This window comes from Prodigiosinella confusarubida, assembly GCF_002847015.1.
In the GTDB taxonomy this organism is placed as follows: Bacteria; Pseudomonadota; Gammaproteobacteria; order Enterobacterales; family Enterobacteriaceae; genus Prodigiosinella; species Prodigiosinella aquatilis.
Genome location: NZ_CP025085.1, coordinates 646,198 through 673,047 on the forward strand (window position 1 = coordinate 646,198; position 26,850 = coordinate 673,047).

Below are 26,850 nucleotides of genomic sequence, written 5' to 3' on the forward strand. Positions count from 1 at the left end.
TGGGGTTATTTTCTGTGATTAAGATCACGTTAATAAGGGGTTTACTCGCCGGGATCATCGATGTTGACAACAAAGGTAAGGTGGGCTGAGCGATAATGTGTTCTTAACATGATGATTTAATGTTCTTTCCGTTTTTCTGGCTGTGGTAAGCTGCGGGCATATTGATCACGATGGTTGACTGTAGAAGGAATGTCAGGAGGAGATATGGTGTTACCGTTACCAACACTGAAAGTTGAACGACTTTACCGGCAAATATCCAATCTCCTGATTACTTGCATCAAAAACGGGCAGTTTGGCGCGGGCGAATTGTTGCCGTCGGAGCGTGAGTTAGCGCGCCAACTCGGCGTGAGCCGTTCCTCCATCCGTGAAGCGCTAATTGCGCTGGAGATTACCGGCTGGGTGGAAATCCGCACTGGAAACGGGGTGTATGTCAGTGATCCGCTGCCAGCCATAGCCACTTCACCAGTGGATGACGAATTCAGCTTGAAGTCGTTTATTCATGCGCGGCAAATTTATGAAGCCATGATGGCCGAACTGGCCGCACACAATGCTACTGATGATCAACGTGCCGAATTGCTGGAGATCACCCATGACCTTACGCGCCTGCATGTGAACGATGAAAAATTCCTGCATGAAGATAAACGCTTCCATTTGCTAATCAGTGAAATGTCTGGCAACGAAGTGTTGCGCGATATGATGGAATACCTGTGGAATAAACGTAAGACTCTCCGTTTCGTGCGGTTGGAAAGCCATTACGCGGATACCAACTTTCCGTTGGCAATGAATCAGGACCATACGGATATCACCAATGCGATTGTCGCGCGTGATGCGCCGCAGGCACGGGCGTGTATGGAGCGCCATTTGCAGCATGTTTATGACCATCTTTTCGGCAGCGAAGAACAATAAGTCAAGTTCAGATATTCCACTGAAACTACCTAGTTTCGGTTAATTGGTTCGCCGAACGTGGCGGTCGCCTCACGTATCCCGGTTTTCTGGCTGGCAAATATTACGTGACGCCATCAGGCTTTTTCCCCTCAATTTGCACCGCCATTAGTCTATTTTTGATTTTTTGTGTGACTGATATGTCCTTTCCGTGACGCGTTTCACAATGTCTCCTGATACATTTTGCATTTCGTGAACCCATTATCACCTTTGATTTATTTCTATGGAAAACGGTTTCCGTATTGTTTCCAATCTGCAAGTAAACCACGGTATCTCGAGGGATTCGGAATGAAAAAGATCATGCTTTGTTGCTCTGCCGGTATGTCGACCAGCCTTTTGGTCCGCAAGATGCTTGATGTTGCCAAAGAACGTCATGTGGAGGTGGAGATTGCCGCATATCCCACCAACGAGTTCGATGAGCAGGTCGGTGGTTATCAGGTGGTATTGTTGGGGCCACAGGTCAAATATATGTTGCCGTCGCTACAGAAAAAAGCGTCTGCGAAAGGTATTCCTATCGCGGCTATCGATATGATGGATTACGGCATGCAGCGTGGTGACAAGGTGCTGGATTTCGCATTTTCGCTGATCGAACAAGGACATGACGCATGAGCAGCCTCTATCAGTCGATGGTGGATATCATCGAACAGAAAATTACGCCACTGGCCGGTACGGTGGGGCAGCAACGGCATGTCATTGCTATTCGTGATGGATTTATCGCTGCCTTGCCTTTCATGATTATCGGTTCGTTTATGCTGGTGTTTATTTTCCCGCCATTCGCGCCAGAGACTACCATGGGCTTTGCCCGCGCCTGGTTGAACTTTTCACTGGAATACCGTGATCAGTTGATGTTGCCGTATTACCTTAGCATGGGGGTGATGACCTTCTTTATTTCCGTTGGGATTGGTGCGAGCCTCGGCAGACACTACAAGCTAGATCCGGTCATGACGGGCTTGCTATCGCTGATGGCGTTTCTGTTGGTTGCCGCGCCTTATCACGATAAGCAAATTTCTACACAATATTTCTCTGGTGAAGGGATTTTTACCGCGATTATCACTTCGATCTACGCCAGTGAAGTTTACGCCTGGCTTAAGCATCACAGGATAACCATCCGTTTGCCGAAAGAAGTGCCGACCGGCGTCGCGCGTTCTTTTGAGATCCTGATCCCGGTGCTGGTGATTGTGGCGACGCTGCATCCATTTAATTTGTTTATTCAGTCCGTTACTGGCATGAACATTCCTGCCGCCATCATGCATCTGCTGGCGCCATTGATTTCGGCATCCGACTCTCTGCCTGCTATTTTGATTTCCGTGTTTATCTGCCAGATTCTGTGGTTTGCCGGGATTCATGGCGCACTGATTGTGACTGGTATCATGAACCCGTTCTGGATGACAAATCTGGCGTTGAATCAGGCCGCGCTGTCTGCGGGTGAGCCGTTGCCGCATATCTATCTGCAAGGCTTCTGGGATCACTATCTGCTGATTGGTGGGGTGGGTTCAACATTACCACTGGCCTTTCTATTATTGCGCAGCCGCTCCGTCCATCTGCGAACCATTGGCCGGATGGGTGTGGTGCCGAGCTTTTTTAACATCAATGAGCCTATCTTGTTCGGTGCTCCAATCATCATGAATCCGTTGATGTTCCTGCCGTTTATTTTTGTTCCGATGGTGAATGCCATCTTTGCTTATATCGCCACCAAGCTTGGCTGGGTAGCGCAGGTGGTTTCACTGACGCCGTGGACAACTCCGGCGCCGATTGGTGCCTCGTGGGCGGCCAACTGGGCATTCAGCCCGGTGATTATGTGTCTGTTCTGTATGGTGACGTCGGCGATGATGTATTACCCGTTTCTGAAAGTCTATGAACACACCTTGTTGAAACAAGAGCAGGAAAGAGACCAACAGATGACCGCCGAATCGACCGCTAACGTGTAGTTACCGGTTATTTATCGTGGCCAAATCGGTCATCGAAACAGTGAGAGAAACCATGATTTATCACTTTCCAACGGATTTTTGGTGGGGCAGTGCCAGTTCAGCGCCGCAGACTGAAGGCGATAGCCTCCATGGTGGGAAAAGCGCCACTATCTGGGATGAATGGTTTGCCCTTCAGCCCGGTCGCTTTCACCAGCAAGTCGGGCCTGCGGAGACGTCAACATTTTATCAGCACTGGCGTGAAGATATCGCGCTGCTGAAAACGTTGCATCACAATACCTTCCGAACGTCGATCTCGTGGGCGAGATTACTGCCTGACGGTGTAGGCGAGGTGAATCCACGGGCGGTGGCGTTTTACAACCAGGTAATAGATGAAATGCTGGCGCAGGGCATCACGCCGTTTATCAACCTGTTCCATTTTGATATGCCATTGGTGATGCAACGTCAGGGCGGCTGGGAAAACCGGGCGGTGGTGAAGGCTTATGGTGACTATGCCGCCACCTGTTTTCGCCTGTTTGGCGACCGGGTGAAGCACTGGTTTACGTTCAATGAACCGATCGTACCGGTGGAAGGTGGTTATCTGTATGATTTCCACTACCCGAATGTCGTAGATTTCAAGCGTGCGGCCAGCGTGGCCTATCACACTATGCTGGCACATGCGTTGGCGGTGAAGACTTATCGTGCTCAGGGTCAAGATGGTGAGATCGGTATTATTCTCAACCTGACACCGTCTTACCCACGCTCACAAAATCCGGCGGATGTTAACGCAGCGAACATCGCTGATTTGATGTTTAACCGTAGCTTTCTCGATCCCGCCTTGAAAGGGGTTTATCCGCAGGAACTGGTAGCGTTGCTGCAACAGTACGGGCAACTGCCCGCCTGCCAGCCAGAAGATAAGGCACTGCTGACGGAGGGTGTGGTTGATCTGCTGGGGATTAATTATTATCAGCCGCGCCGCATCCAATGCCGCGACAGCCTGGTGAATCCGGACAGCCCATTTATGCCCGAATGGTTCTTTGCCAGTTATGACATGCCGGGTCGCAAGATGAACCCGTATCGTGGCTGGGAAATCTATGAACCCGGTATCTACGACATTTTGACCAATCTGCGTCTTAACTATGACAATCCTCGCTGCTTTATTTCTGAAAATGGTATGGGCGTCGAGAATGAGCAGCGTTTCAGTGAACATGGTCAGATTCAGGATGACTACCGGATAACGTTTATCCGCGAACACCTGAAATGGATACATAAAGGTATAACAGAAGGCGGCAACTGCCTCGGTTATCACATGTGGACATTCATTGATAACTGGTCGTGGTTGAACGCCTATAAAAATCGTTATGGCTTCGTACAACTGGATTTGACGACCCAAAAACGTACGCTGAAAAAGAGCGGTGAATGGTTCGCGGCGATGGCGGCGAGAAATGGTTTTGAAGCGGACTGAGGGGAAGATGCCATGAGAGATTTGGAAAGTACGGTTATGGAAATTATCGTCAATGCCGGACAAGCCCGCAGTTTGTGTTTTGAGGCATTACACGCTGCGCGAGAAGGTGATTTTGAACAAGCGCAGGCGTTGCTGAAGGAGTCTGACACCTTTTCCCGCATGGCACACCGGGTACAGACGGAATTGATTGAGGAAGATGCCGGGGAAGGTAAAATGCCCATGACGCTGATTATGGTTCATGCACAGGATCATCTGATGACGGCGATGTTGGCTCGTGAATTGATTGAGGAAATGATCGTTCTCTATCAACGTCAGTCGTAAGAAAAGCGTTTGAGGAATGACTATAGATGAACGCCTTATCTTGTTGGTTTTCCTCCATTTTATTGTGTTTATGACGGCGGCCGGTAAAGATGTCCCTACTGTAAAGAGGTTCTTGTTATAAAAAATACAACAAGTATCAATGATGTAGCACGATTGGCTCAGGTGTCTAAGGCCACGGTATCTCGGGTGATAAGTGGTAGCCGGGGTGTGAAAGAAGAGAGTCGACAAGCGGTGCTGCGTGCGGTTGAAATTCTTAACTATCAGCCTAATTTTATTGGTCAGTCGCTGGCGAGTCAGTGCACGGGTTGTATTGGTGTGATTTGTGCCACCGAACATGTTCAGCAGGCGACCGGTTATTTGCAAGCGCTGGAAAAACAGCTCAGCCAGCATCAGAAGTATCTGCTGCTGCGTTTTGCCGATAATGCGCAGGCGGTTGATCAGGCAATCGCGGAGCTGAGTCGTGGGTTGTGTGATGCGGTGATGGTGGTGGGTGCGCGCTTTGATTTGCCGTCATTACCTGATGAGGTGGTGTTGATCGACTGTCTCGGCGCTGCATCAAAAAGCAAAATTGATTTTGATTATTTGTTTGCGACGGAAACCGCAGGTCATTACCTGATTAGCCATAACCGTAAAAAAATAGCGCTATTGAATTTTCACACCGGTGAGGCTGCCGAGCAGGTGATGCAAGGCTATCGTAACGCGTTGGAAAGTTACCCGTTGCCTTATAACCGTCAGTTGGTTATCGACTACGACGTATCAGTCAATATTGCTTTGCAGGGTTTGATCACCGCTAATGTGCAGTTTGATGCACTGCTGGTGACGGATTATTACATTGGGTTGGAAGCGGTAAAGATTCTGCGTCAATTTCAGCGTTCAGTTCCTGAACAGGTGATCGTCTTCAGTCTTGATGGCTGTGCAGTACAATTGTCTGGTGAACCTCATCTCCCGGCGATTAACTATCCGTTGGATGTGCTGGCGCAACGCGCTCTGCAAATGGTTAGCTTGCCATTTTCCGGGGATCTGCAATTCCCGCCATTGCGTGGTAGCCTCATCACCCCTTACTAAAGTGTATTCACGCAGTGCTTTTCGACCCTCCAGGCAATAAAAAACCCCGGTTTGAAGTGGACACAGGCAAACCGGGGATGAGGGTAATAATAATGAATGAATTAACTATAAATTATCGCTGTACCGCGGAGCGTGTCATTACCGACAGCGGAGGTGATGTAATACGCTTTGGCGCCTTGCTGATCGGCTTTGGCCGCCAGTTTGGCTTGCAGTGAGCCCAGATCCCTGGCGCTGGCAGTGACTACACCGATTTTATGGAACTGCTGCGCCTGTTGGGCATTCACATATTCAGCAGCAAAAGAACCGAAAGAAACGGTGGACAGTACTGCAGCGATAGCGATGGTTTTCAGGTTTTTCATGATGCCTTTCCTTACTCTGTTAATGACAATGAAAGGTGTTTCCCTTTCGATGCAAGAAAGGTTACGCCTCTGCTTCTTGATTGGAAATCTAATGTTCTTGAGCTTATTGTTCTATTTATTTGAAAGAAAAAACAGTCAAGTATTGTAAATAATTCAATGATTTTTAAGGTTTTTATATAATTTCGATTTTTTTATTATGATGTTCCAGTTTATTGCGATATATGTGGGCACATTCTATAGATAAAGAATATTAATTAACGTTTAGTGCTGTTTATCAGCATATTTCCCACATTAATATCTCATCCTGAGATGAAAACTGGCTGATTTACGATGTAATACCGTATAAATCTTTGTTCACAGCTTTGACAGTTTAATGGATGAATATTAATACCCGGAGAACAGCGGTTATTATCGTGCTGGACAGGGTGTGCATGTGGGGTGGCGACCGGTAGCTTGGTCCTGCCATTACGTTATGTTTTTATTCACGGTCCGGAAAATCCGGATGCAAACTGGCCCTATGATTTCCATCACCGTCACGGAGTGATGGTTCGAGATGACGCTCGTCATCAGGCAGTTACGCTGTGTGGTGGAAGTTCAGTTATAGCTTGCCGTTTTCTCCCTCCTGATGCCCTTTTTGAAAGACAAAATCGCCGGCATCAATATGTTAAAAAATGGTTTCTTTTTGCCTGATAAAACCGTTTGACTTTCAGATGGTTATTTTTTGTTCACCGATCGACTTCACACTTCAAGTTAAAAAGCATTGTCTCTTTCTCTCTCTTTAAATACATTGCTAACTCGAGTTAGCAATGAGTAAGAGTCATGGAAAATGATTGCTTTATGGGCGTGGATGTCGGTTCTGCCAGTGTGAGAGCCGGTGTATTTGACAGCAGCGGTCGGCGACTGGCCTTTGCGGTACGGCCCATCCAGCAATTCCATCCCCGTGCCAATCTGGTGGAGCAATCATCAGCGAATATCTGGCAGGCGGTGTGCGACAGCATCCACGAGGCGCTGGCTGAGTCGCAAATTGAACCCGCGGGTATCCGCGCTATCGGTTTTGATGCCACCTGCTCGCTGGTGGCCGTCGGGACCGACGGTAAACCGGTTTCCGTGGCGGAACAGGGTGAAGCTGACCACGATATCGTGATGTGGATGGATCACCGTGCTGTGGCAGAAACTGCGGCGATTAATGCTACCGGTGATGCCGCCCTGCATTACGTCGGTGGCGAAGTCAGCATTGAGATGGAGCTTCCTAAAATTTTATGGCTGAAACACCATTTTCCTGAACGTTATCAACAGGTGTGGCGGTTTTTTGATTTAGCGGACTATCTGGTCTGGCGGGCGAGCGGTGCCGATGTTGCCAGCGTGTGTACTCTGACGTGTAAATGGAACTATCTGGCCCATGAAAACCGTTTCAGCGGCACCTTGCTTCAGGCAGTTGACCTGACGGATCTGCTGGAAAAGATACCGTCTCACATCCTTCAGCTTGGCGAAAAAGCGGGGGTGCTGAGTGCGGAAGCGGCGCAACAGTGTGGGTTATTACCAGGCGTGGTGATCGCCAGCGGCATTATTGATGCACATGCCGGCGGGCTGGCGCTGGTTGGCAGCCAGCCGAAAGGCAGCCTGGCGATTATCAGCGGCACATCTAATTGTCATATGTTAGTGAACCCTGAGCCGGTCAGCGTACCCGGTGTCTGGGGGCCGTACTGGGGTGCAATGCTACCGCAGTGGTGGTTGAGTGAAGGGGGACAGAGTGCCGCTGGCGCACTGGTGGAGTGGACATTGCATCAGCATGCGGAGTGGACCGCGTTGCAGGCCCAAGCCAACCAGCGGCAATGCAGCGTTTACGAGATTTTGAACGAGTGGGTGGCATTGCTGGAACAGCGTGAGCCATTGCCGACTCGTCACTTGCATGTATTGGCCGATCATCACGGCAACCGCTCACCGCGCGCTAATCCTCATGCCAGAGGGACGGTAATGGGACTGACCCTGGAACAGGGACCGGATGCGCTGGCTCGGTTGTATCTGGCGACACTACAGGCCATTGCCTATGGCACCCGCCACATTATCGACAGCATGAATCAGGCCGGACATCAGATTACCCGGTTGGTGATGTGCGGCGGAGCAACCAAGAATCCATTGTGGCTGCGGGAATACGCCGCCATTACCAGCTGCGATATCCAACTGGTCAGCGAAGACGATGCCGTCACGCTGGGGGCCGCCTTACTGGGCGCTGTCGCCTGCGGTACTTATCCTTCATTGCCTCAGGCGGCAGCGGCGTTGGTTCGCCCCGGCACATTGATCCGGGCAGACCGGCAACATCAGGCATTTCATGACGCCAAATACCGAATTTATTTGCAGATGTATCAGGATCAACAGACTGCCGAACAGCAAATGTGCCCGCTAGCGGGCACTGACGGCGCGCGGTAAGCCATCAGAATCATCCCGGCCAATGCCGGAACAGACATGCAGGAGCAAACGATGTTGAAACTCAATTTACCTGAATCCCCCGCCAGACTGAGTGCCGAGGCCGGAGAAGTGTTATTGGTCACCAATGCGGATTTGCGTGAACCCGCTAATGTGACGTGCTGGCCTACCCAACAGCAGTTTGAGAACACATTACAGATGGTTCTGGAGCAACTGGGCTATCGCATGAAGCGGGCTCATCCCGTGAATGCTGACCGTGGACATGGCTTTATCAGCAGTCAGCAGGAGGGTAGTGCGGTTTTTGCCGCTATCGATCCGGATGCACCGGTCATCGTGTTGCTGACCGCCTGGCAATATTCCCATCATCTGGCGCCATCGTTGGTGCATCATCGCGGCCCGGTGCTATTGCTGGCCAATTTTGATGGCACCTGGCCGGGGCTGGTAGGCATGTTGTGTATGGCAGGCTGTCTTACCAGTCTGGGACGAGCCTATTCTCGGATGTGGTCTGAAACCTTTGAAGATGATGATTTCCGCCAGGATCTATCCACCTGGCTGCGGGATGGTGCGGTTAGCCATAAAACCGGCTATCTCCACCCGGTTGCGCCTTCACACCCGGTATTGGCTACCGACGCAGGCCAGATCGGGCGTCAGGTCGGGGAGTATATTTTGCGCCACAAGGCGATTATCGGTCTGTTCGATACCTTCTGCATGGGCATGATTAACGGCATGTTCCCACAACAGGCGATGGTGAACACCGGTATGCCGATTGAATCTCTATCGCAGTCCGCCTTGCTGGTGGAAATGGATAAAGTGCCGACGTCGCTGCGTGAGAGCTGCCTGCAATGGTATGAACAACAGGGTATGCAGTTTGAATTTGGCACAGACGGTAGTCGGCAGTTGACGCGTGAGCAGGTACTGGAACAGTGCGCGATGATGATTGCCATGGCGCGTTTTGTGAAGCGTTTTGGGTTGACTGCAGTGGGTGTGCAGTATCAGCAGGGTCTGAAAGACAGTTGTGCTGCCTCTGACTTTGCCGAAGGCGCGATTGGTAACGCGGAGCGTTTCCCGTTGCCGGATGAGCAAGGCGAGATTATCCGTCCGGATATGGCGATACCCTGCATCAACGAAGTGGATATGGGCAGTGCGATTCCACAGGTAATGCTATGGCGACTGTTGCATGGTCTGGGCTTGCCGGCGGAAACCACGCTGCACGATATTCGCTGGGGTAGTGATTATCAGGGCACATTCTATTGGGATCTGGAAATCTCCGGTGCGGTGCCGTTCGCCCATCTGAAAGGGGGCATCGCCGGAGCGACCGGTTATCGTCAGCCGCCGATGTTCTTTCCATATGGCGGTTCCACCATTACCGGTCAGAGCAAGGCCGGGCGCTTTATCTGGGCGCGCGCCCACTATGAAGGAACGCAGGTCATCATGCATATCGGTACCGGTACCGCAGTGGAATTGCCGCCTGCCGAGTTCGAACGCCGTCGCCGTGCCACCAACTATGAATGGCCACTGTTGAATGCGGTGTTGGATGGTGTCAGCCGGGACGATCTGATGGCGGGGCACCAGAGTAACCATCTAACGGTGGCGTACGTCGACGAGGCACAACTGGGCGATGTCCTGAAAGCATTTGTGGCGCAGGCGCTGACACAGAATATCCGGGTCTTTATGGCGGGCGATGCCCATACGCTTTTGGCGGAGTGAATTATGCAGTACGACAGCGATCAACAACATAACGAGCAAAAATACACCGGCGTGTGGCCGGTAATGCTGACGCCATTCGATGAACGTGGCGAGATTGACTATGACTCGTTGGGTCGTTTGGTGACGTGGTATCTGGCGGCCGGGGTACATGGGCTGTTTGCTGCCTGCCAGTCGAGCGAAATGTTCTTCCTGAGCGATAAGGAAACCCGAGAGCTGGTGCGTTTTATCGTTGAACTGGTGGATGGACGTGTACCGGTGGTGGCGTCCGGCCATACCGCCTGTGGCATCAGCCAACAGGTTGAGCAGCTTACTGGTATGGCGGAAACCGGCATAGATGGCCTGATCCTGATCAGTAACCGGTTGGCATTGTCGGGCGAGTCTGATCAGGTCGCGCTCGATCAGTTGCAGTTATTGACAGCACAGTTGCCTACCTACGTGGATCTGGGGATTTACGAATGTCCTTATCCTTACAAACGCCTGCTGTCGGATGACACGGTGGCGTGGTGCGCGCGTAGCGGGCGTTACACCTTTATCAAGGATACGTGTTGCGACCTGCCGACCATCAAACGGCGCTTACAATTGGCGCAAGGCACCCGGTTGCATTTGGCCAATGCCAACAGCCAGACGCTGCTGCCATCGTTGCAAGCCGGATGCCAGGCTTACAGCGGTGTGATGGCCAATTTCCATCCACAGTTGTACGTCTGGCTTTATGAGCACTGGCGTGAACAGCCGTTGCTGGCGCAACAACTGGCGGACTATCTTTCCACTGCCGCACTGGTGGAGTTTCTCGATTATCCGGCCTGCGCCAAGCACTACCAGCAGCAATGTGGTAACTTCTCGACCCACATTTGTCGGGTGCGTAGCAGCGCGGCGTATGGCGAGAGCTTTTTTCCGGACGCCATCAGCAGCATGCTGCGACTGGGCCAGCCGTTTACGACGCAACTCAATCCTTAATCAGGCGTGACATAAAGAACAACTAATAACCAAAGGGGCGGCCATGACACTGACGCAGGTAAAACAACAATTACTGTTGCCCGCTGAACACCACTATTTTGGCAGTTGCCATGCCTCGACAGTGGTTTCCCTGCCGGGCAACCGTCTGCGGGTGGCGTATTTTGCCGGAGAGAAGGAAGGCAGCGGCGATACCGCTATCTGGTTGTCATGTGGTGAGCAGGGAAACTGGCAGCAACCGCTGTCGATCGCAGCAGAACCGGGATTGGCGCACTGGAACCCGGTATTGCACCATCAGGATGGTCGGTTATGGCTGTTTTATAAAGTCGGTGCGGATGTCCACCACTGGCAGACACGGATGACGGTATCGGATGATGATGGCGTCAGTTGGTCATCTCCCCGGCCACTGGTGGCAGGGGACTGCACACCACGCGGTCCGGTCAAGAATAAAGTGCTGGTGATGTCCAACGGTGAGTGGCTGGCCCCCGGCTCGGTGGAGGACGATCGCTACTGGGACGCGTTTGTCGATATCAGCGACGATGGTGGACAACAGTGGCAATCCGTCGCAATACCGCTGACGCATCAAACCCCGGCGGAGAACCATCAGGATGCGCTCTGGCAGGGGTTGAAACAGGATGCCTTGTGGGAAAACGATCTGACGCGGGTATTCCAGTGGGATGGGGTGATTCAGCCCTCAGCCTGGGAATCCGCGCCGGGACGAATCCATGTTCTGATGCGTAGTACCCGTGGTCGTCTGTATCGCAGTGATTCCGCTGATTATGGGCGTAACTGGTGCGACGCTTATGCTACCGCGCTGCCCAATAACAACAGCGGTATTGATATGGTCTCGCTCGGCCATAATCAGCTGGTGCTGGTGTATAACCCCGTCACTGGTAACTGGAGCCGGCGTTATCCGCTTACGGTCGCTTATTCCGCCGATAATGGCGACACCTGGGAGAACCTGATCGACCTGGAACAGGAACCTGGCGAGTTTTCCTACCCGGCTATCATCGCCGATGGTGACTCGCTGCATGTGACCTATACCTGGAATCGGAAAAATATCGTTTATCAGCAGATCGTGTTCGGTCTGTGAATCTGTACCCTGAACCGCCCTACACAATAAAGTCATAAAAGGAGAAAACGATGAAAAAATATTGGTGTGTGCTTCTGGCCGCAGCGATGCCACTGCTGGCCGCACAGGCTGTTGCCAAGCAAATGTTAACCTATCCGACGAGAAACATTGAAGTCATTATCCCCAAAAATCCTGGTGGCGGTACTGATACCTCCGCCCGGACACTGCTTGAGTATGCCAAAGATCGGCTGCCGAAAGGCATTATTTTTGTCCCGGTCAACAAGCCTGCTGGCAACGGGGTTACCGGATTGATTGAAGTCGCGAAAGCCAAACCGGATGGTTATAAACTGGTCATGACCACAGTTGAGTTGGCGATGTTTCCTTATCAGCATAAATCCCCGGTCACCTATAAAGATTTCACGCCATTGGTGACTACTATCGCCGACCCGGTGGCTATCGTGGTGAAAGCGGATTCCAGTTACAAAACAATGAAAGATTTTATCCAGGCGGCAAAACAGCATCCGGGAAAACTCATGGTGGGTAACTCGGGTATGGGGGCGATTTATGATCTGGCCACTGTGAATATTGAGAATAATACGCACACCAAATTCAACCATATTCCTTATAACGAAGGTACCGGCCCATCTATTGCCGCATTGGTCGGTGGTCATCTTGACGCGGTGCTGACCACGCCGGGGGCGGTTAAATCACAAGTTGATGCCGGTATTTTGCGCGTGCTGGCGGTAATGGACGACAAACGTTTCGCGTTGTTCCCCGATGTTCCCACCATCAAGGAGGCGCTGAATCTGAACTTTAACGTGAAGATGCGTGCCTGGGCAGTGTTGGCCACCACGGCGAAACTGCCGCCGAAAATCGAAAGCCAACTGGTGAAAACCTTTACCGAAGTGGTTAATGAACCGGCTTATAAGGAAGCGTTGAGAAAACAAGGAATTATGCCGGTGACCATCGTGGGTCAGGATGCAGCCGACATGATGAAAGAGGATGATGCCATGTATAAGCAACTGATCGCTGAAACAATGAAAAAATAATAAGTGACAACTACCGCCGGAAGCCCGGCGGTAGGGAGAATCATGATGCGTAAGTGGAACCTGTTAATTGGCTTGTGTTCGATAGGATTGGGCGGACTGATGCTGTTCTTGTCGCGCAACATGGCCATGTTTGATGCATCCGGTGTGCCGGGGGAACGGTTTTGGCCTTATGGTCTGGCGTGGTTGTTTATTGTGCTTGGCCTATTCCAGTGGATTGCGGTGATTAAGGATCGGCATCAGGTGGATATTGCCGTTGATCTGTCGTCGGTTTATGTTCGGCGTCCCTTGATTTTGGGGGCGATGGCAGTGGTGTTTGGTGTGTTATTAAATTACGCGGGATTCCTGGTTTCGGCGTTGCTGTTTATTCCCGGTGTCATGTTGTTTATGAATGAACGTCGTCCCTGGTTTATCGTGCTGTCGACACTGTGCATTGTGGTGGTGATCTATTGCGCCTTTACCTACCTGTTTAACTCCCCACTGCCGACCTCGGTTTTCAGTGAGTCCTGACATTATGGAGTGATGATGAACGAGCTTCTTTCAGCGTTTGCCACGGTATTGAGTTTTAACACCCTGATCATCATTTTCCTTGGCACATTGGCCGGTATTGTGATCGGTATTATTCCTGGTCTCACCGTGAATATGGGGATTGCCCTGTTATTGCCGCTCACCTACTCTTTTCAGGGTGTCAACGGGATATTGCTGCTATTGGGTGTGTATTGCGGCGCGGTATATGGTGGGTCGATCACCGCTATTTTAATCAGTACCCCCGGCACACCGGCATCGGCCGCCACGGTATTGGATGGTTATCCAATGGCGCGACGTGGCGAAGCGGGCAGAGCATTGGGGTTGTCGACCATGGGGTCGCTGTTTGGCGGGGTGTTCAGCACTATTGCCCTGATCCTGATTGCGCCGATGCTAGCGACGGTCGCCACTGGATTTTCAGCTCCCGAGTATTTCGCGTTGTCAGTGTTCGGAATCAGTATTATTACCAGTGTGTCCTCTCAGTCGATTGTTAAAGGGTTAATGGGTGGCGGGTTAGGGTTGGCCATTGCCACCATTGGTCTTGACCCGATGACCAGCGGCATGCGCTTTACCTTTGACTCGGTTTACCTGATGGGGGGTATCTCGTTTATCCCGGTATTAGTGGGATTGTTTGCCTTCTCGCAGGGATTACTGGGTTTCGAAGAGGAACTGCGTTCCCGCCATGCAAACAATGCTCAAAAAGCAGTAGCGAAGATCACGCGTATTTTGCCGAGTTGGGTGGATTTCAAACGCTGTCTGCCAACCTGGATACGTTCATCCATTATTGGCACTGGTATCGGCACTATTCCCGGTGTTGGGGGCGATATTGCTTCCTGGATCTCATACAACGAGGCCAAGCGGTGGTCAAAAACGCCGGAAGAATTTGGTCATGGTTCACCGGAAGGCGTCTCTGCGCCGGAAGCCGGCGCCAACTCGGTGGCGGGTGGCAGTATGGTTCCGCTAATGACGCTGGGTATTCCCGGTGATGGCGCGACTGCTATCATTATGGGGGCTTTTCTGGTTCAGGGATTGGCGCTGGGACCACAGCTTTTTACTGATCATCCGATAGTAGTGGATACCATTTTTATCGGGCTGATGGTGGCGAACCTTTGCATGGGGCTATTGGGTTTCCTCGGCATGAGGCTATTCGTGAAGGTAATGGACATTCCCCGTACCTGTATGGTGCCCTCGATTCTGCTGCTCTGTACCGTTGGTGCTTATACCGTCAATCACAGCATGGTGGATGTGTTTTTGATGATGGGTGCCGGGTTGGTAGCCTACGTCCTGATAAAACTCAATTTTTCGATGTCACCAATAGTGATAGGTATGATCCTGGGACCGTTGGCGGAAACTAACCTGCGCCGTTCTTTAATGATGTCTCAGGGCAACCCGATGGTTTTCCTGACCCGTCCAGTGTGTGCGGTGTTTATCATCATCGCACTGTTAACCCTACTGTTGCCGATTATTTCACCGATGATTAAGCGTTATCGCAGCAAAAAAAAACTGGGTTGTGAAAACGCAGGATAACGGAATCGCATCTCTTCGTCGGTTTGTATGTTGTCGCGTAAGCCTGATATCAGGGGGAGCGCGGAGATGAGGTTTTCTCAGAAACACCTCTTTCTCCGTGCGTCCCGAATATCTTGCTCTTTTGGTTAAACCGCTCATCGGGCTTTCATCGTCAGTCTGTGGCTTATGGAAAGCTGCGTCGAGTTAGTTAATGCGCTACACTAAAATCTTTCATTTCCCTTATGGATAAGGTGTTCCATGGCAAAAACGGTTGAGCAGATTGCCAACGCGTTAAGCTTGTCAATTACCACGGTGCGTCTGGTATTGAACGGTAAAGCTGAGCAGTACCGTATCAGTGAAAAAACCCGACAGCGTATTACCGATTATGTGACTGAACACGGTTATACCGTGAATCATGTCGCCCGCAGCCTGAAGCTGAATAAGACCGATACGCTTGGGCTGATAGTTCCTCGCCTGTCTAACCTCTTCTTCTCGACATTGGCAGAAAAGCTGGAAATGCGCTGTCATGAAGTAGGTTATCAACTGATGATCAGCTGCTCTTACAGTGATCCTGACCATGAAAATGCGCTGGTGGATTCACTGTTGCAGCGTAATGTGGACGGGTTGTTTGTTGTCCCTTCGTCAGTGCAAGCGATGCAACATCATGTCCGGACGGTTAAACGGCCACTGGTGTTGCTGGATCGTGATTTTGGCGCAGAAAATATTCCGTTGGTGATCAGTGATAACTTGCAGGGCGGCATTGTCCTTACACAAGCCATGCTGGCGGATGACGCCTCCACACCGCTGTTTTTTATGGCGGGTGATATTCATCAACCAGCGATCCACGACCGTCTGCGAGGTTACCAGCAGTCGATACATGATTACGGCCTGACGCCGTGTGTGATAGAAGCCGGCCATAACCGCCGGGAAGACGGTATCCTGATGATGCAGCGATTTTTCCAGCAGCATGACGCCCCGCCCCAGGCATTCATCGCCTCTTCGCTGCCAGTACTGGAAGGGATCCTCAGTGTTATCCGCGAACGTTATGGCTATATTCCGGCTGGGATTAATATTGGCACCTTCGATGAACATGCCATGCTGGGATTTTTATCCAATAAGATTTGGTCTATGCGCCAGAATGAGGATGCCTGGGTGGAAGATGCTTTCAAGGCTATGCAACAGGCATTGAATCGGGAACCACAACCGGTCAGGGCAGTGATCCCCATGACGTTGATTCATCGTCAGCAGGCGGAACATCAGTGACGAGCCGCTGCCGCCGTTGGTGTTGTTGAACTGGCGATCGTTGAACTGGCCAACTGATTCTGCTGTTCGTGATCGGCGATCCGTTGGCGTAGTGATGATTTGGATTCATCGCCAACGCGATAATAGTCATATGGTAACAGTAATGTATCCAATGCTGCCGAGAAGGGGAGATCGATGGCGGCAAGTGGTTTCATCACCCAGTTGGTTTTCTTATCTTCCAGCATTGCCACACTGGCTTTGGTTCCGGAATAGTAACCTTGCTCCCCGCCAGTATGTGTCATCACACTGGAACAACCGCTGGAAACAATTAACGCGCTTCCCGACAACGTGAATGAAAATAAGGCACTTTTCAATATGGTCATAACGTTACCCAGAGAAGGAAGTCTCCTCAATTTATCGCTTGTACCCGCATAGTCAGATTAACCGAAAGTTACTTCTGCTCACGCAAATTTGTCATATTGTGCTTTTCTTTCAGTGTATGTGATAACTGCCGATTTCAGAGGAAATTTTGCATGAAAAACCGCGAATTTTTCTAATCCATTATTGAAAATTGACGCTGGGTCACCATATTTGTGATATGTCCACAAAGAGGAATATGCCGATTGGATATTCTTCCCGGGCTAATGACCTGTCCTGATGGAAGGTTTTTATCACTCCCCTCGCTGAAGCTTAGGAGGCTGTAATGCGTAACCCTGATTTTTCTCCGCTGTATCGTTCCGCCATTGGTTTTGATCGCCTGTTCAATCTGCTGGAAGCCGGCCAGAGCCAGAGTAATGGTGGTTACCCTCCGTATAATGTCGAATTGGTTGATGAGAACCAATACCGCATCGCCATTGCGGTTGCCGGTTTTGCCGAGCATGAGCTGGAGATCACTGCCCACGACAACATGCTGATTGTCAAAGGGGCACACAGTGGTGAACCCACACCCCGTAACTACCTGTATCAAGGGATTGCCGAACGAAATTTTGAACGTAAATTCCAGTTGGCTGAACATATTCAGATCACCGCTGCCAATCTGGAAAATGGGCTGCTGTATATCGATCTGCAACGCGTTGTGCCGGAAGCCTTGAAACCACGTCGTATCGAAATTAAATAACCGACGGCCTGTGGCATGAGACGTCGTCGTACTAACCGAATATTGTCCGCCAAATGTGGGGACGTCTCCGCAACGCCAGACGTTGTCGGGGCAGATTATCTCGCTTCATAGAAGGAGTAACGACCATGCGTAGTTATGATTTATCGCCACTGCTGCGTCAGTTGATTGGTTTTGATCAGTTGGCCAGTTCAATGGGGGATGCCGTAGAGTTCCCGCCTTATAACATTGAAAAATACAGTGACAACCACTATCGAATCACGTTGGCATTAGCCGGTTTCCAGCAACAAGAGCTGGATATCGAAGTGGAAGGGCAACATCTGATTATCAAAGGTACACCGACACCGTCAGAGAAAAAAGTGGAGTATCTGCATCAAGGGCTGGTATTTAAGCCTTTTTCTCTGAGTTTTACGCTGGCGGAACATTTACATGTGTCCGAAGCCCAGTTTACTAACGGGTTGCTGCATATCGACCTGGTTCGAAACGTGCCGGATGCGTTGCAACCGCAGCGGATTGCCATCGGCAAGTCGCACCCTGCGCTAACCGAGACGGTGACGAACACCGAAGAATAATGACCCGGTTCATGGCACCGAACCATCTCCATGCCAGAGCTAATCCGTTTTTAGGCGCATTATTGGCATCAGGATCGTGCCGGGATGAGGCCATGGTGTCTGCTTTCGAATAGGTTACGTGATCTTTCGCCCGTTAACTTTACCGGTAACGGGCGTTTTTGTGTTGTATTCCACGGTTCCCCTCATAATCTTCTGCCACAATTATTTGAAACCTAAGGGCTTGTTTTCATCACCTATAATGAGAGAGACAAATTCCGTGATGTAACAGAACGGATCGCATTTACATTTCTGCTCAAGGATATCTGCTATGAGTGATATTGCGCTTACCGTGAGTATGCTGGCGTTGGTGGCTGTGCTGGGGTTATGGATTGGCAACTGGCGAATCTATGGAGTAGGTCTGGGGATCGGTGGTGTCTTGTTTGGCGGTATTATTGTCGGGCACTTTGCTCAAAGTTATCACTTCAGCCTGAATGGGGACATGCTGCATGTTATTCAGGAATTTGGTCTCATCCTGTTTGTGTATACCATCGGCATTCAGGTAGGGCCGGGATTTTTCTCTTCGCTGCGGGTATCGGGCCTGCGTTTGAATGGTTTTGCCATCCTGACCGTGTTATTGGGGGGTATGGTGGCTATTGCCATTTACAAGTTATTTGGTGTGCCGCTGCCGATCATTCTGGGGATTTTTTCTGGAGCGGTAACGAATACCCCTTCACTGGGTGCTGGGCAGCAGATCTTGACTGATCTGGGTTCCAGCAATGTGCTCATCAATCAGATGGGTATGGGATACGCCATGGCTTATCCGCTTGGCATCTGTGGGATTCTGCTAGTGATGTGGTTGCTGCGCTTGCTGTTTCGTGTCGTTGTGGATAGAGAAGCAAAGCAGTTTGAAAGCCACAGTGGGCAGAGTCACGAGCAATTGCACACCATGAACATCGAGGTGATGAACCCCAATCTGCAAGGATTGGCGATTCAGGATGTCCCGATTCTGAACAGCAATGCGATTGTCTGTTCGCGTCTGAAACGGGAGAACGCATTGATGGTGCCTGCCCCTTCCTCCATCCTGCAATTGGGGGATTATTTGCATTTGGTGGGTGCGCAAGTCGATCTGGATCAAGCCCGTTTAGTGATTGGCCACGAAGTGGATACCTCTTTATCAACCCGTGGTACGGATTTGAGTGTTGAACGGGTTGCTGTCACCAACGAGCGGGTTCTGGGGCAGAAAATCCGTGACCTGAATTTGAAAAAAAATTACGACGTAGTGATTTCCCGTCTGAATCGTGCCGGGGTGGAATTGGTAGCCGCCAACAATTCATCGTTGCATTTCGGCGATATTTTGACGTTGGTGGGGCGGAAAACGGCCATTGATGCGGTAGCGGATATTGTCGGCAATGCGCAGCAAAAATTACAACAGGTGCAGATGTTGCCGGTATTTATCGGTATTGGCCTTGGCGTGTTGTTGGGGTCGGTGCCGCTGTTTATTCCCGGTTTCCCGGTTGCGTTACGGCTGGGGCTGGCGGGAGGACCGCTGGTGGTGGCGTTGATTCTGGGGCGAATTGGCAGTATCGGCAAGTTGTATTGGTTCATGCCGCCAAGCGCCAATCTGGCACTGCGGGAATTGGGTATTGTGCTGTTTCTTTCCGTGGTGGGACTGAAGGCAGGATCGAATTTTTTTGCAACGCTGGTGTATGGCGATGGATTACGGTGGGTTGCTTATGGCGCCGTGATTACCGTTATCCCGTTGTTAGTAGTTGGTATTCTGGCTCGTTTGTTGACGAAAATGAATTACCTGACGCTGTGTGGCATGTTGGCAGGGTCGATGACCGATCCGCCCGCACTGGCGTTTGCCAATGGGTTACATGAAACCAGTGGCGCACCGGCGCTAGCCTATGCCACTGTTTATCCGATCGCCATGTTTTTACGTATTATGTCACCGCAAATATTAGCGGTATTGTTTTGGTCAATGTAATAACTGATACATCAGCCGATGGCTGAGTAATCGGTGATACTAATAACAGGCAGTTTGTTAATTTAACTGCCTGTTATTTTTTGACAGATTAAGTATTTATTTAATTATGATGAATAATCATTTAATAAAACATAGCCTGATATTTTTCATCAAAATGATGATTAATTTATTATCTATATAAAATAATGTCATTGTGTTAATGATGTGTTTTTGATTTGTTATATAATTTTGATTTATAGTCATTAATTTATTATCTATCCTAATGATTTTATTAAATAAGTAAATTATTAAACCTGTTTAGTAATTAAAATAACATGCCTTGTTTTTTTATTTTATAATACTATTGCACTTAACTATGACTATGTATTTTTATTCGGTTGGGTGATAAAAAACCTGACACTTTATTTTTCTCATTTTTTATAACACTATTGCTGTTGTTGTACCCGTTGTATTTACAATAGAGTGATAAGAAATAATACTTCCCCCCGCCCTTCTGCACGGTTACCTCCGGTGAGAACAATATATTCCGTTTTAATACCGAGTGGAAAGAACACCTGGCATATGACACGGTGTGTTATCCGGATACGCGAAACAGTTAGAAACAGGTTAAGATGGCGGGGTGAAGATACTTATTCCGGAGTGCGACATGAGTAAGAAAAAGACACCGCTGAAGCTGGGAACATCCGTGATTCTCATGGTGTCGGCCGTCATTGGTTCTGTGCTGTTGGTGGTGTATGCCTTGTTGTTCTTCCGGATCAGCGAGTTAACGGAGACTCACCTGAAAGACAAAGCGTTCTCCATTGCTCGCACAGTCGCGAATTCGCCGGTGGTGATTAATGATTTGAAAGGTATCGGCGATCTTTATGCCGTCCAGCGTTTTTCTGAAAATGTTAAGCGTCGTAACCATTTACTGTTCGTTATCGTGACGGATATGCGCGGGATTCGTCATTCGCACCCCGAACCAGACCTGATTGGTCGCCATTTTATCGGTGACGATCTCTATCCTGCTTTATTGGGGCTGGAAAATACGGCAGTGAACCGAGGGGTGCTTGATCCGGCGTTGCGGGTATTCACCCCGGTATTTGATGAAAACGGTAAGCAGATCGGTGTGGTGGTGGTGGGTATCTCACTGACCAGCGTGCAGTCGGTGATTAACGAAAATCGCTGGATTATCCCCTGGACCATCTTGTTTGGCGCGTTAGTAGGATTGTTGGGGACCTATTTTTTGGTAAAAGCCCTGAAAAGCATCATGCTTGGTTTTGAACCGTTTGAAATTTCCAATCTGTTTGAGCAACGCAATGCCATGCTCAAACAGATTAAAGAGGGCGTTATTGCGGTGGATACCGATTTGCGTATCACCATCATCAATGATGAGGCCAAGCGCTTGTTCAGTCAGCATGGTTCATCAGAGAGTCTGTCTATCGGCAGTACCATCAGCCAATGGCCCGCGCTGATGAATCTGGAAACTGTGGTGGAGACAGGTTCGCCCCACCAGGATGAAGAGATCAACTTTAATGGCAACCTGTTGCTGACCAATACGGTGCCGGTGGTGGTGAAAGACGACATCATCGGAGCCATTGCCACTTTCCGTGATAAAACCGAGATCAGCCAGTTATTACAGCGTCTGACCGGTATGTCTTATTACGCGGATGCCTTGCGGGCGCAATCTCATGAATTCATGAATAAGCTGCATGTTATTCTGGGCATGCTGCATTTGAAATACTACTCTCAGCTGGAAGATTATATTTTAAAAACAGCGAATAATTATCAGGCGGAAATCGGATCGATTATCCGTAAGGTGAAATCACCGGTGATTGCCGGGTTCCTGTTGGGTAAGATCAATCGGGCGCGCGACCTGGAGATTACACTGTCGATTAGCGAAGACAGCCTGTTACCGGAAACTGATGACACTGAAGCTACTAATGAGTTGATTACGGTGCTGGGTAATCTTATCGAGAATGCGATGGATGCCATATCCGGGCTGGAAAACAGGGAAATCAGTATCACATTTCATCATCAGTCCGGGTTTCTGCATTGTATTGTGGGTGATGATGGTCCGGGGATTCCGCTGGAGGTGCAAACCAGGATTTATCAGGAAGGGTTCTCTACCAAAGGCTGCGGACGCGGCATTGGCCTGTATCTGACTAAACAGAGTCTGGAGAAGATTGGCGGTACGATCGATTTTGAGTCGGAACCCGATGTGTATACCCAGTTTTTCGTCAATATTCCTTATCAAGCAAGGCAGTTTGACCATGATTAATGTACTGATTGTCGACGACGATGCCATGGTGGCGGAGTTGAATAAGTGTTATCTGAATCAGGTTTCCGGGTTTAGCTGTTATGCAACAGTCCCTACGCTGCAGCAGGCCAGAAACTTGTTGATGCAACCGGATTGTGAAATTGATCTGGTGCTGCTGGATATATACATGCAACAGGATAACGGGCTGGATCTGTTGCCGACTATCCGGGAATTCAGCGAGCATACTGACGTTATCATCATTTCTTCCGCCAGCGATGTCTATACCATCAAGAAAGCGTTGCATTATGGGGTAGTGGATTACCTGATCAAACCGTTCCAGTTTGCTCGCTTTGAGCAGGCATTGGTGGCATATCGTGAAGAATCCAGTTTGCTCAAACACCGGGATTTTGTCGCGCAGTCGGATATCGACAATCTGATCCGTCGTACCAGTGGCAGCCCGGTTGTAGACCGAAAGAAACTGCCAAAAGGGTTGACCAGCCTGACACTGCGTACTGTCTGTGAATGGATTGAAGGGAATCAGGGGGCGGAGTTTTCCACAGAAATGCTAGCCAACGCGATAGGTATTTCTCGCGTGTCATGCCGCAAGTATCTGATATACCTTGCGGATACCGGAATTCTTGATACCAATATTCAGTACGGTTCTACCGGTCGGCCGGTTTATCTTTATCGCCTGCTGCCTGAGAAACAGGACACTCTGCACCAGTATTGTGAATAGTGTTCGGTGTTTATCACTGGACGATGTCTGACAGACAGATACCGGTTTGGATATTTTATCCGCCAGTGTGTTGTCAGAGCGTCATGGTGCCAAAGGCGGAGTGCCAGTCCTGATTAAATTTTTCTATTGCTGCCTGCACGGCGGGTGTCGTGATGAACTGCTCAGCGACGTCGACGGGCAGGGTGATGGCCTGACAGCCTGCCAGCATGCAATTCAACGCTTGTCGGGGGGTTTTGAAACTGGCTGCCAGCACTATGGACTGCGGGGCATGCAGCGTCAGCAGTTGTTGTAATTCCTGCACCATTTGAATCCCATCTCCTCCCTGTGCATCTAGCCGATTAACGTAAGGCGCCACAAATTGCGCGCCAGCCAGCGCAGAAAGTAGGCCTTGTCCCGCACCATAAACTGCGGTTCCCAACGTGGGAATGCCTTCACTGTGTAGTCGTTTGATGGCCGCTAGTCCTTCCGTCGTAACGGGAACCTTGATAACCAGATCGCTGATGCATTGCCGAAGTACGCGGGCCTCTTTGACCATATCTTCCGCGGTACTGGCTATGACCTGAGCAAACAGTTGTCCTTTATTATCCAAGGCGTCATGCAACGCGGGCAGCAGCGTGCGAATAGGCTTGCCAGCGGCTGCAACAATACTGGGATTGGTGGTGACCCCCGCCAGCGGGAGCACGCGGGCTAGCCGGACGATGGCGGGGATGTCGGCGGTATCAAGATAAATTTTCATTTCAATTATCCTCAACATGTTGTTATCAATATAAATCTATCATTTTTATTTTATTTTGAAATAAATAACTTTCAAAGTGTGATCAATTTAAAATAAAAGGAAAGATTTTATCTATATCTTTATAATCACTTTAAAAATAAGTTGCTTTATTTAGCCGCTTTTTTAAACACCAGTGGAAACAGGAGAACATAATGATAGAAATTATCACCCATGGGGCTGAGTGGTTCATCGGCCTGTTTCAGAAAGGTGGTGACGTCTTTGTCGGTATGGTTACTGGCATATTGCCTTTACTGATCAGTCTGTTAGTCATCATGAACGCCCTTATTACTTTCGTCGGTCAGTCGCGAATTGAGCGATTGGCTCAGCGTTGTGCCGGGAACCCGATTTCCCGCTACCTGCTGCTGCCGGTTATCGGCACATTTGTATTTTGTAATCCGATGACGTTGAGCCTGGGCCGTTTCATGCCAGAGAAATACAAGCCCAGTTACTATGCGGCGGCCTCTTACAGCTGTCACTCGATGAATGGTTTGTTTCCCCATATCAACCCCGGTGAACTGTTCGTCTATCTGGGTATAGCCAACGGTCTGACCACCCTGGGGCTGCCATTAGGCCCGCTGGCGGTGAGTTATCTGCTGGTCGGGATGTTCACCAACTTTTTCCGTGGATGGGTCACTGACCTGACCACCTCTGTTTTCGAACGCAAAATGCACATCCAGCTTGACCGTCAGGTTCAGCTCTAAGCGGAGGAACTTTCAATGAGCAGCATTATCCGGATTGAAAAAGGCGAAAGTGGCTGGGGCGGACCTTTACTGATTGAAGCCGTACCGGGGAAGAAAATTGTCTATATCACGGCAGGAACGCGTCCGGCCATCGTCAATCGCCTGAGCGAGTTAACCGGATGGCCGGCGGTGGACGGTTTTAAAGACGGTGAACCGCCCGCCGAAGAGATAGGCGTCGCGGTCATTGACTGTGGTGGCACGCTGCGCTGCGGTATTTACCCCAAACGTCGTATTCCGACCGTGAATATTCATTCTACCGGTCAGTCCGGTCCACTGGCGAAATTTATACTGGAAGACATTTATGTCTCGGGTGTGCGTGAAAAAAATATCCAGTTAGTGGAAGCGGAAACAGAAAAGACCGCCAGCGCTACTGTGACTATGCCCGCGGAGAACGATGCCGTGAACAGCGGTCGCGATTATGACAGTAGCAAGAAGATCACTGAACAAAGCGATGGGCTGTTGGCGAAAATCGGTATGGGAATGGGGTCGGTCGTAGCGGTGTTCTTTCAGGCGGGCCGCGACACCATTGATACGGTACTGAAAACCATTCTGCCTTTCATGGCATTTGTTTCCGCGCTGATTGGCATCATCATCGCCTCTGGGCTGGGGGACCTTATTGCACATGGGCTGACGCCGCTGGCGAACAGCCCGATTGGGCTGGTGACGCTGGCTCTGATCTGCTCGTTTCCACTGCTCTCGCCTTTTCTTGGCCCCGGCGCGGTTATCGCGCAGGTTATCGGCGTACTGGTCGGGGTGCAGATTGGTCTGGGGAATATTCCACCTCACCTGGCGCTGCCAGCACTGTTTGCCATCAATTCCCAGGCGGCCTGCGACTTTATCCCGGTGGGGTTGTCGCTGGCTGAAGCCAAGCAGGACACGGTTCGTGTGGGTGTTCCATCCGTGCTGGTCGGCCGTTTTCTTACCGGTGCGCCGACAGTGCTGCTGGCCTGGGCAGTTTCCAGTTTGATTTACCAGTGATTTCATTCGGTTAAGAGGTACGTATGAATACTATTTACCAAACGATATTTACACGCGTGGGTGACAACGCCCGGGAATCGCTGGTTGAAAACATGATGATTACCTTTCGCGAAGGGGCTCCGGAAGATATCGAGGCATTCTGTTTTCTGCATCGGCATGGTGACACGCGGGGGGAGTTGCGCGCTGGCGGCCAGCTTGTGCTGGCTGACACTGTGTATCCCATTACGGCGGTGGGTGATGTCGCGGCACAGAATCTCCGTGAGCTGGGCCATATCACGATCCGTTTTGATGGCGCTACGCAGGCGGAATTTCCCGGCTCTATACACGTTGCCGGCACGACACCAACGGATATCACGGTTGGTAGTAATTTAATAATTTTGGGCTGAATTTTAGATAAGGGAGAAGCATATGAAACAGGTTGCGGTGGTCATCGGTGGTGGGCAAACTCTCGGTGCGTTCCTGTGTGAAGGTCTGGCTGAAGCCGGTTATCGCGTGGCGGTTGCCGATTTGGATGCGCAGCATGCCGAGCAGATTGCACAAGGGATTAATGCCCGTTATGGCGAAGGGAACGCCTATGGTTTTGGTACCGATGCAACAGAGGAAACACAGGTTGAAAAACTGGCGCAAGAGGTTGATACCCGGTTTGGCCAGGTCAATCTGCTGGTGTACAGTGCCGGGATAGCCAAAGCCGCCCCTATCACGCAGTTCCAGCTTGATGATTTTGATTTGTCTTTGCAGGTCAATCTGGTGGGGTATTTTCTGTGTGCTCGTGAGTTTTCCAAACTGATGATTCGTGATGGTATTGCCGGGCGTATTATTCAGATTAACTCTAAATCCGGTAAGGTGGGCAGCAAGCATAATTCCGGTTACAGTGCGGCCAAATTCGGTGGCGTCGGGTTGACGCAATCACTGGCACTGGATCTGGCCGAGTTTGGTATTACCGTGCATTCGCTGATGCTGGGAAACCTGTTGAAATCGCCCATGTTTCAGTCACTATTGCCACAATACGCCAAAAAGCTGGGCATTCGGCCGGATGAGGTCGAAAAGTATTATACCGACAAGGTTCCACTGAAACGTGGCTGTGATTATCAGGATGTTCTTAATACTTTGCTTTATTATGCCAGTGACAAAGCCTCTTACTGTACCGGGCAGTCGATTAATATCACTGGAGGACAGGTGATGTTCTGATGTGTGTTTTCCC

General features: G+C 50.2%; 27 protein-coding genes. 24 read left to right on the forward strand and 3 right to left on the reverse strand.

Translation table 11 applies throughout. The features are described from left to right. Positions 1 to 204: 204 nt before the first annotated feature. The 6 genes from CWC46_RS02975 to CWC46_RS03000 all read left to right on the forward strand — a co-directional run bounded on the left by CWC46_RS02975 (position 205) and on the right by CWC46_RS03000 (position 5,697). Positions 205 to 906, forward strand: coding sequence for a FadR/GntR family transcriptional regulator (locus CWC46_RS02975; RefSeq protein WP_021013680.1), 702 nt, complete (start codon positions 205 to 207; stop codon positions 904 to 906). A 324-nt stretch (positions 907 to 1,230) separates the two neighbouring features. After that, positions 1,231 to 1,551, forward strand: a complete 321-nt coding sequence (locus CWC46_RS02980) for a PTS sugar transporter subunit IIB (protein WP_021013679.1) — start codon at positions 1,231 to 1,233, stop codon at positions 1,549 to 1,551. Next, on the forward strand, positions 1,548 to 2,870 hold the full coding sequence (locus tag CWC46_RS02985; RefSeq protein WP_021013678.1) for a PTS sugar transporter subunit IIC: 1,323 nt from the start codon (positions 1,548 to 1,550) through the stop codon (positions 2,868 to 2,870). Before CWC46_RS02980 ends, CWC46_RS02985 begins: the two co-directional genes overlap by 4 nt. Positions 2,871 to 2,922: 52 nt before the next feature. Further along, positions 2,923 to 4,311 carry a glycoside hydrolase family 1 protein gene (locus CWC46_RS02990; RefSeq protein WP_021013677.1) on the forward strand — a complete coding sequence of 463 codons (1,389 nt, stop codon included), beginning with the start codon at positions 2,923 to 2,925 and terminating at the stop codon, positions 4,309 to 4,311. A gap of 12 nt (positions 4,312 to 4,323) precedes the next feature. Beyond that, entirely contained in the window at positions 4,324 to 4,632 is a 309-nt protein-coding gene (locus CWC46_RS02995) for a PTS lactose/cellobiose transporter subunit IIA (protein WP_021013676.1), read from the forward strand. A 117-nt stretch (positions 4,633 to 4,749) separates the two neighbouring features. Beyond that, positions 4,750 to 5,697: a LacI family DNA-binding transcriptional regulator gene (locus tag CWC46_RS03000; RefSeq protein WP_037380427.1), complete on the forward strand. Its 948-nt coding sequence runs from the start codon at positions 4,750 to 4,752 to the stop codon at positions 5,695 to 5,697. A gap of 101 nt (positions 5,698 to 5,798) precedes the next feature. On the opposite strand, the gene bhsA is transcribed toward CWC46_RS03000, so the two are convergent. Further along, on the reverse strand, positions 5,799 to 6,056 hold the full coding sequence (gene bhsA / locus CWC46_RS03005) for a multiple stress resistance protein BhsA (protein ID WP_021013674.1): 258 nt from the start codon (positions 6,054 to 6,056) through the stop codon (positions 5,799 to 5,801). Positions 6,057 to 6,494: 438 nt separating this feature from the next. Here bhsA and CWC46_RS23170 point away from each other — a divergent pair, with 438 nt between their 5' ends. The 9 genes from CWC46_RS23170 to CWC46_RS03050 all read left to right on the forward strand — a co-directional run bounded on the left by CWC46_RS23170 (position 6,495) and on the right by CWC46_RS03050 (position 16,550). Further along, positions 6,495 to 6,746 carry a DUF3748 domain-containing protein gene (locus CWC46_RS23170; protein ID WP_071790836.1) on the forward strand — a complete coding sequence of 84 codons (252 nt, stop codon included), beginning with the start codon at positions 6,495 to 6,497 and terminating at the stop codon, positions 6,744 to 6,746. Between the two features lie 129 nt (positions 6,747 to 6,875). Further along, entirely contained in the window at positions 6,876 to 8,483 is a 1,608-nt protein-coding gene (locus CWC46_RS03015; RefSeq protein WP_021013673.1) for an FGGY-family carbohydrate kinase, read from the forward strand. Positions 8,484 to 8,534: 51 nt separating this feature from the next. Next, positions 8,535 to 10,187 (forward strand): hypothetical protein, encoded by a 1,653-nt coding sequence (locus tag CWC46_RS03020; RefSeq protein WP_021013672.1) that lies wholly within the window; start codon positions 8,535 to 8,537, stop codon positions 10,185 to 10,187. A gap of 3 nt (positions 10,188 to 10,190) precedes the next feature. Beyond that, a complete protein-coding gene (locus CWC46_RS03025) occupies positions 10,191 to 11,141 on the forward strand; it encodes a dihydrodipicolinate synthase family protein (protein WP_021013671.1) in 951 nt (316 codons plus the stop codon). A 43-nt stretch (positions 11,142 to 11,184) separates the two neighbouring features. After that, on the forward strand, positions 11,185 to 12,231 hold the full coding sequence (locus CWC46_RS03030; protein WP_021013670.1) for a sialidase family protein: 1,047 nt from the start codon (positions 11,185 to 11,187) through the stop codon (positions 12,229 to 12,231). A gap of 50 nt (positions 12,232 to 12,281) precedes the next feature. Next, a complete protein-coding gene (locus CWC46_RS03035; protein ID WP_021013669.1) occupies positions 12,282 to 13,259 on the forward strand; it encodes a tripartite tricarboxylate transporter substrate binding protein in 978 nt (325 codons plus the stop codon). A gap of 42 nt (positions 13,260 to 13,301) precedes the next feature. Beyond that, positions 13,302 to 13,766 carry a tripartite tricarboxylate transporter TctB family protein gene (locus CWC46_RS03040; RefSeq protein ID WP_237160203.1) on the forward strand — a complete coding sequence of 155 codons (465 nt, stop codon included), beginning with the start codon at positions 13,302 to 13,304 and terminating at the stop codon, positions 13,764 to 13,766. 12 nt (positions 13,767 to 13,778) lie between these two features. Next, on the forward strand, positions 13,779 to 15,308 hold the full coding sequence (locus CWC46_RS03045) for a tripartite tricarboxylate transporter permease (protein ID WP_237160204.1): 1,530 nt from the start codon (positions 13,779 to 13,781) through the stop codon (positions 15,306 to 15,308). 237 nt (positions 15,309 to 15,545) lie between these two features. Next, positions 15,546 to 16,550: a LacI family DNA-binding transcriptional regulator gene (locus CWC46_RS03050; RefSeq protein ID WP_021013666.1), complete on the forward strand. Its 1,005-nt coding sequence runs from the start codon at positions 15,546 to 15,548 to the stop codon at positions 16,548 to 16,550. Here CWC46_RS03050 and CWC46_RS03055 read toward each other — a convergent pair. Continuing rightward, entirely contained in the window at positions 16,544 to 16,912 is a 369-nt protein-coding gene (locus CWC46_RS03055; RefSeq protein ID WP_021013665.1) for a YceK/YidQ family lipoprotein, read from the reverse strand. The two genes, CWC46_RS03050 and CWC46_RS03055, sit on opposite strands and share 7 nt — an antisense overlap. A 320-nt stretch (positions 16,913 to 17,232) precedes the next feature. Between CWC46_RS03055 and ibpA the strand changes: the two genes are divergently transcribed. From ibpA to dcuR, 5 genes are all read left to right on the forward strand, one after another. Then, the gene (ibpA, locus tag CWC46_RS03060; RefSeq protein ID WP_021013664.1) at positions 17,233 to 17,646 is read left to right on the forward strand and encodes a small heat shock chaperone IbpA; all 414 of its coding nucleotides are present in this window, start codon (positions 17,233 to 17,235) and stop codon (positions 17,644 to 17,646) included. 125 nt (positions 17,647 to 17,771) lie between these two features. After that, positions 17,772 to 18,215, forward strand: coding sequence for a small heat shock chaperone IbpB (gene ibpB, locus CWC46_RS03065; protein WP_021013663.1), 444 nt, complete (start codon positions 17,772 to 17,774; stop codon positions 18,213 to 18,215). Between the two features lie 307 nt (positions 18,216 to 18,522). Further along, the gene (locus CWC46_RS03070) at positions 18,523 to 20,181 is read left to right on the forward strand and encodes a putative transporter (RefSeq protein ID WP_021013662.1); all 1,659 of its coding nucleotides are present in this window, start codon (positions 18,523 to 18,525) and stop codon (positions 20,179 to 20,181) included. 646 nt (positions 20,182 to 20,827) lie between these two features. After that, positions 20,828 to 22,441, forward strand: a complete 1,614-nt coding sequence (locus tag CWC46_RS03075) for a sensor histidine kinase (protein ID WP_021013661.1) — start codon at positions 20,828 to 20,830, stop codon at positions 22,439 to 22,441. Continuing rightward, positions 22,434 to 23,156: a two-component system response regulator DcuR gene (gene dcuR, locus CWC46_RS03080; RefSeq protein WP_021013660.1), complete on the forward strand. Its 723-nt coding sequence runs from the start codon at positions 22,434 to 22,436 to the stop codon at positions 23,154 to 23,156. The genes CWC46_RS03075 and dcuR overlap by 8 nt, the downstream gene beginning before the upstream one ends. Before the next feature lie 73 nt (positions 23,157 to 23,229). On the opposite strand, the gene fsa is transcribed toward dcuR, so the two are convergent. After that, positions 23,230 to 23,892 (reverse strand): fructose-6-phosphate aldolase, encoded by a 663-nt coding sequence (gene fsa, locus CWC46_RS03085; RefSeq protein WP_021013659.1) that lies wholly within the window; start codon positions 23,890 to 23,892, stop codon positions 23,230 to 23,232. A gap of 191 nt (positions 23,893 to 24,083) precedes the next feature. Between fsa and srlA the strand changes: the two genes are divergently transcribed. The 4 genes from srlA to srlD are packed head-to-tail and all read left to right on the forward strand — an operon-like array spanning position 24,084 to position 26,837. Further along, on the forward strand, positions 24,084 to 24,632 hold the full coding sequence (gene srlA / locus CWC46_RS03090) for a PTS glucitol/sorbitol transporter subunit IIC (protein ID WP_021013658.1): 549 nt from the start codon (positions 24,084 to 24,086) through the stop codon (positions 24,630 to 24,632). Between the two features lie 15 nt (positions 24,633 to 24,647). Continuing rightward, complete coding sequence (gene srlE, locus CWC46_RS03095) at positions 24,648 to 25,649, forward strand: PTS glucitol/sorbitol transporter subunit IIB (RefSeq protein WP_021013657.1); 1,002 nt, start codon at positions 24,648 to 24,650, stop codon at positions 25,647 to 25,649. A gap of 23 nt (positions 25,650 to 25,672) precedes the next feature. After that, entirely contained in the window at positions 25,673 to 26,035 is a 363-nt protein-coding gene (srlB, locus tag CWC46_RS03100) for a PTS glucitol/sorbitol transporter subunit IIA (protein ID WP_021013656.1), read from the forward strand. Between the two features lie 22 nt (positions 26,036 to 26,057). Beyond that, the gene (gene srlD, locus CWC46_RS03105; RefSeq protein WP_021013655.1) at positions 26,058 to 26,837 is read left to right on the forward strand and encodes a sorbitol-6-phosphate dehydrogenase; all 780 of its coding nucleotides are present in this window, start codon (positions 26,058 to 26,060) and stop codon (positions 26,835 to 26,837) included. Positions 26,838 to 26,850 lie beyond the last annotated feature (13 nt).

What these genes read in the sequence shown, in the direction of transcription:
- ibpA (WP_021013664.1), top strand. Translation starts at nt 17,233, where the DNA reads ATGCGTAACCCTGATTTTTCTCCGCTGTATCGTTCCGCCATTGGTTTT.
- fsa (WP_021013659.1), bottom strand. Translation starts at nt 23,892, where the DNA reads ATGAAAATTTATCTTGATACCGCCGACATCCCCGCCATCGTCCGGCTA.
- dcuR (WP_021013660.1), top strand. Translation starts at nt 22,434, where the DNA reads ATGATTAATGTACTGATTGTCGACGACGATGCCATGGTGGCGGAGTTG.
- srlB (WP_021013656.1), top strand. Translation starts at nt 25,673, where the DNA reads ATGAATACTATTTACCAAACGATATTTACACGCGTGGGTGACAACGCC.
- CWC46_RS02975 (WP_021013680.1), top strand. Translation starts at nt 205, where the DNA reads ATGGTGTTACCGTTACCAACACTGAAAGTTGAACGACTTTACCGGCAA.
- CWC46_RS02980 (WP_021013679.1), top strand. Translation starts at nt 1,231, where the DNA reads ATGAAAAAGATCATGCTTTGTTGCTCTGCCGGTATGTCGACCAGCCTT.
- CWC46_RS03075 (WP_021013661.1), top strand. Translation starts at nt 20,828, where the DNA reads ATGAGTAAGAAAAAGACACCGCTGAAGCTGGGAACATCCGTGATTCTC.
- srlE (WP_021013657.1), top strand. Translation starts at nt 24,648, where the DNA reads ATGAGCAGCATTATCCGGATTGAAAAAGGCGAAAGTGGCTGGGGCGGA.
- CWC46_RS03055 (WP_021013665.1), bottom strand. Translation starts at nt 16,912, where the DNA reads ATGACCATATTGAAAAGTGCCTTATTTTCATTCACGTTGTCGGGAAGC.
- CWC46_RS02990 (WP_021013677.1), top strand. Translation starts at nt 2,923, where the DNA reads ATGATTTATCACTTTCCAACGGATTTTTGGTGGGGCAGTGCCAGTTCA.
- CWC46_RS03030 (WP_021013670.1), top strand. Translation starts at nt 11,185, where the DNA reads ATGACACTGACGCAGGTAAAACAACAATTACTGTTGCCCGCTGAACAC.
- srlA (WP_021013658.1), top strand. Translation starts at nt 24,084, where the DNA reads ATGATAGAAATTATCACCCATGGGGCTGAGTGGTTCATCGGCCTGTTT.
- CWC46_RS02995 (WP_021013676.1), top strand. Translation starts at nt 4,324, where the DNA reads ATGAGAGATTTGGAAAGTACGGTTATGGAAATTATCGTCAATGCCGGA.
- CWC46_RS02985 (WP_021013678.1), top strand. Translation starts at nt 1,548, where the DNA reads ATGAGCAGCCTCTATCAGTCGATGGTGGATATCATCGAACAGAAAATT.
- CWC46_RS03040 (WP_237160203.1), top strand. Translation starts at nt 13,302, where the DNA reads ATGATGCGTAAGTGGAACCTGTTAATTGGCTTGTGTTCGATAGGATTG.
- srlD (WP_021013655.1), top strand. Translation starts at nt 26,058, where the DNA reads ATGAAACAGGTTGCGGTGGTCATCGGTGGTGGGCAAACTCTCGGTGCG.
- CWC46_RS03025 (WP_021013671.1), top strand. Translation starts at nt 10,191, where the DNA reads ATGCAGTACGACAGCGATCAACAACATAACGAGCAAAAATACACCGGC.
- CWC46_RS03015 (WP_021013673.1), top strand. Translation starts at nt 6,876, where the DNA reads ATGGAAAATGATTGCTTTATGGGCGTGGATGTCGGTTCTGCCAGTGTG.
- CWC46_RS03045 (WP_237160204.1), top strand. Translation starts at nt 13,779, where the DNA reads ATGATGAACGAGCTTCTTTCAGCGTTTGCCACGGTATTGAGTTTTAAC.
- CWC46_RS03050 (WP_021013666.1), top strand. Translation starts at nt 15,546, where the DNA reads ATGGCAAAAACGGTTGAGCAGATTGCCAACGCGTTAAGCTTGTCAATT.
- bhsA (WP_021013674.1), bottom strand. Translation starts at nt 6,056, where the DNA reads ATGAAAAACCTGAAAACCATCGCTATCGCTGCAGTACTGTCCACCGTT.
- CWC46_RS03020 (WP_021013672.1), top strand. Translation starts at nt 8,535, where the DNA reads ATGTTGAAACTCAATTTACCTGAATCCCCCGCCAGACTGAGTGCCGAG.
- CWC46_RS03035 (WP_021013669.1), top strand. Translation starts at nt 12,282, where the DNA reads ATGAAAAAATATTGGTGTGTGCTTCTGGCCGCAGCGATGCCACTGCTG.
- ibpB (WP_021013663.1), top strand. Translation starts at nt 17,772, where the DNA reads ATGCGTAGTTATGATTTATCGCCACTGCTGCGTCAGTTGATTGGTTTT.
- CWC46_RS03070 (WP_021013662.1), top strand. Translation starts at nt 18,523, where the DNA reads ATGAGTGATATTGCGCTTACCGTGAGTATGCTGGCGTTGGTGGCTGTG.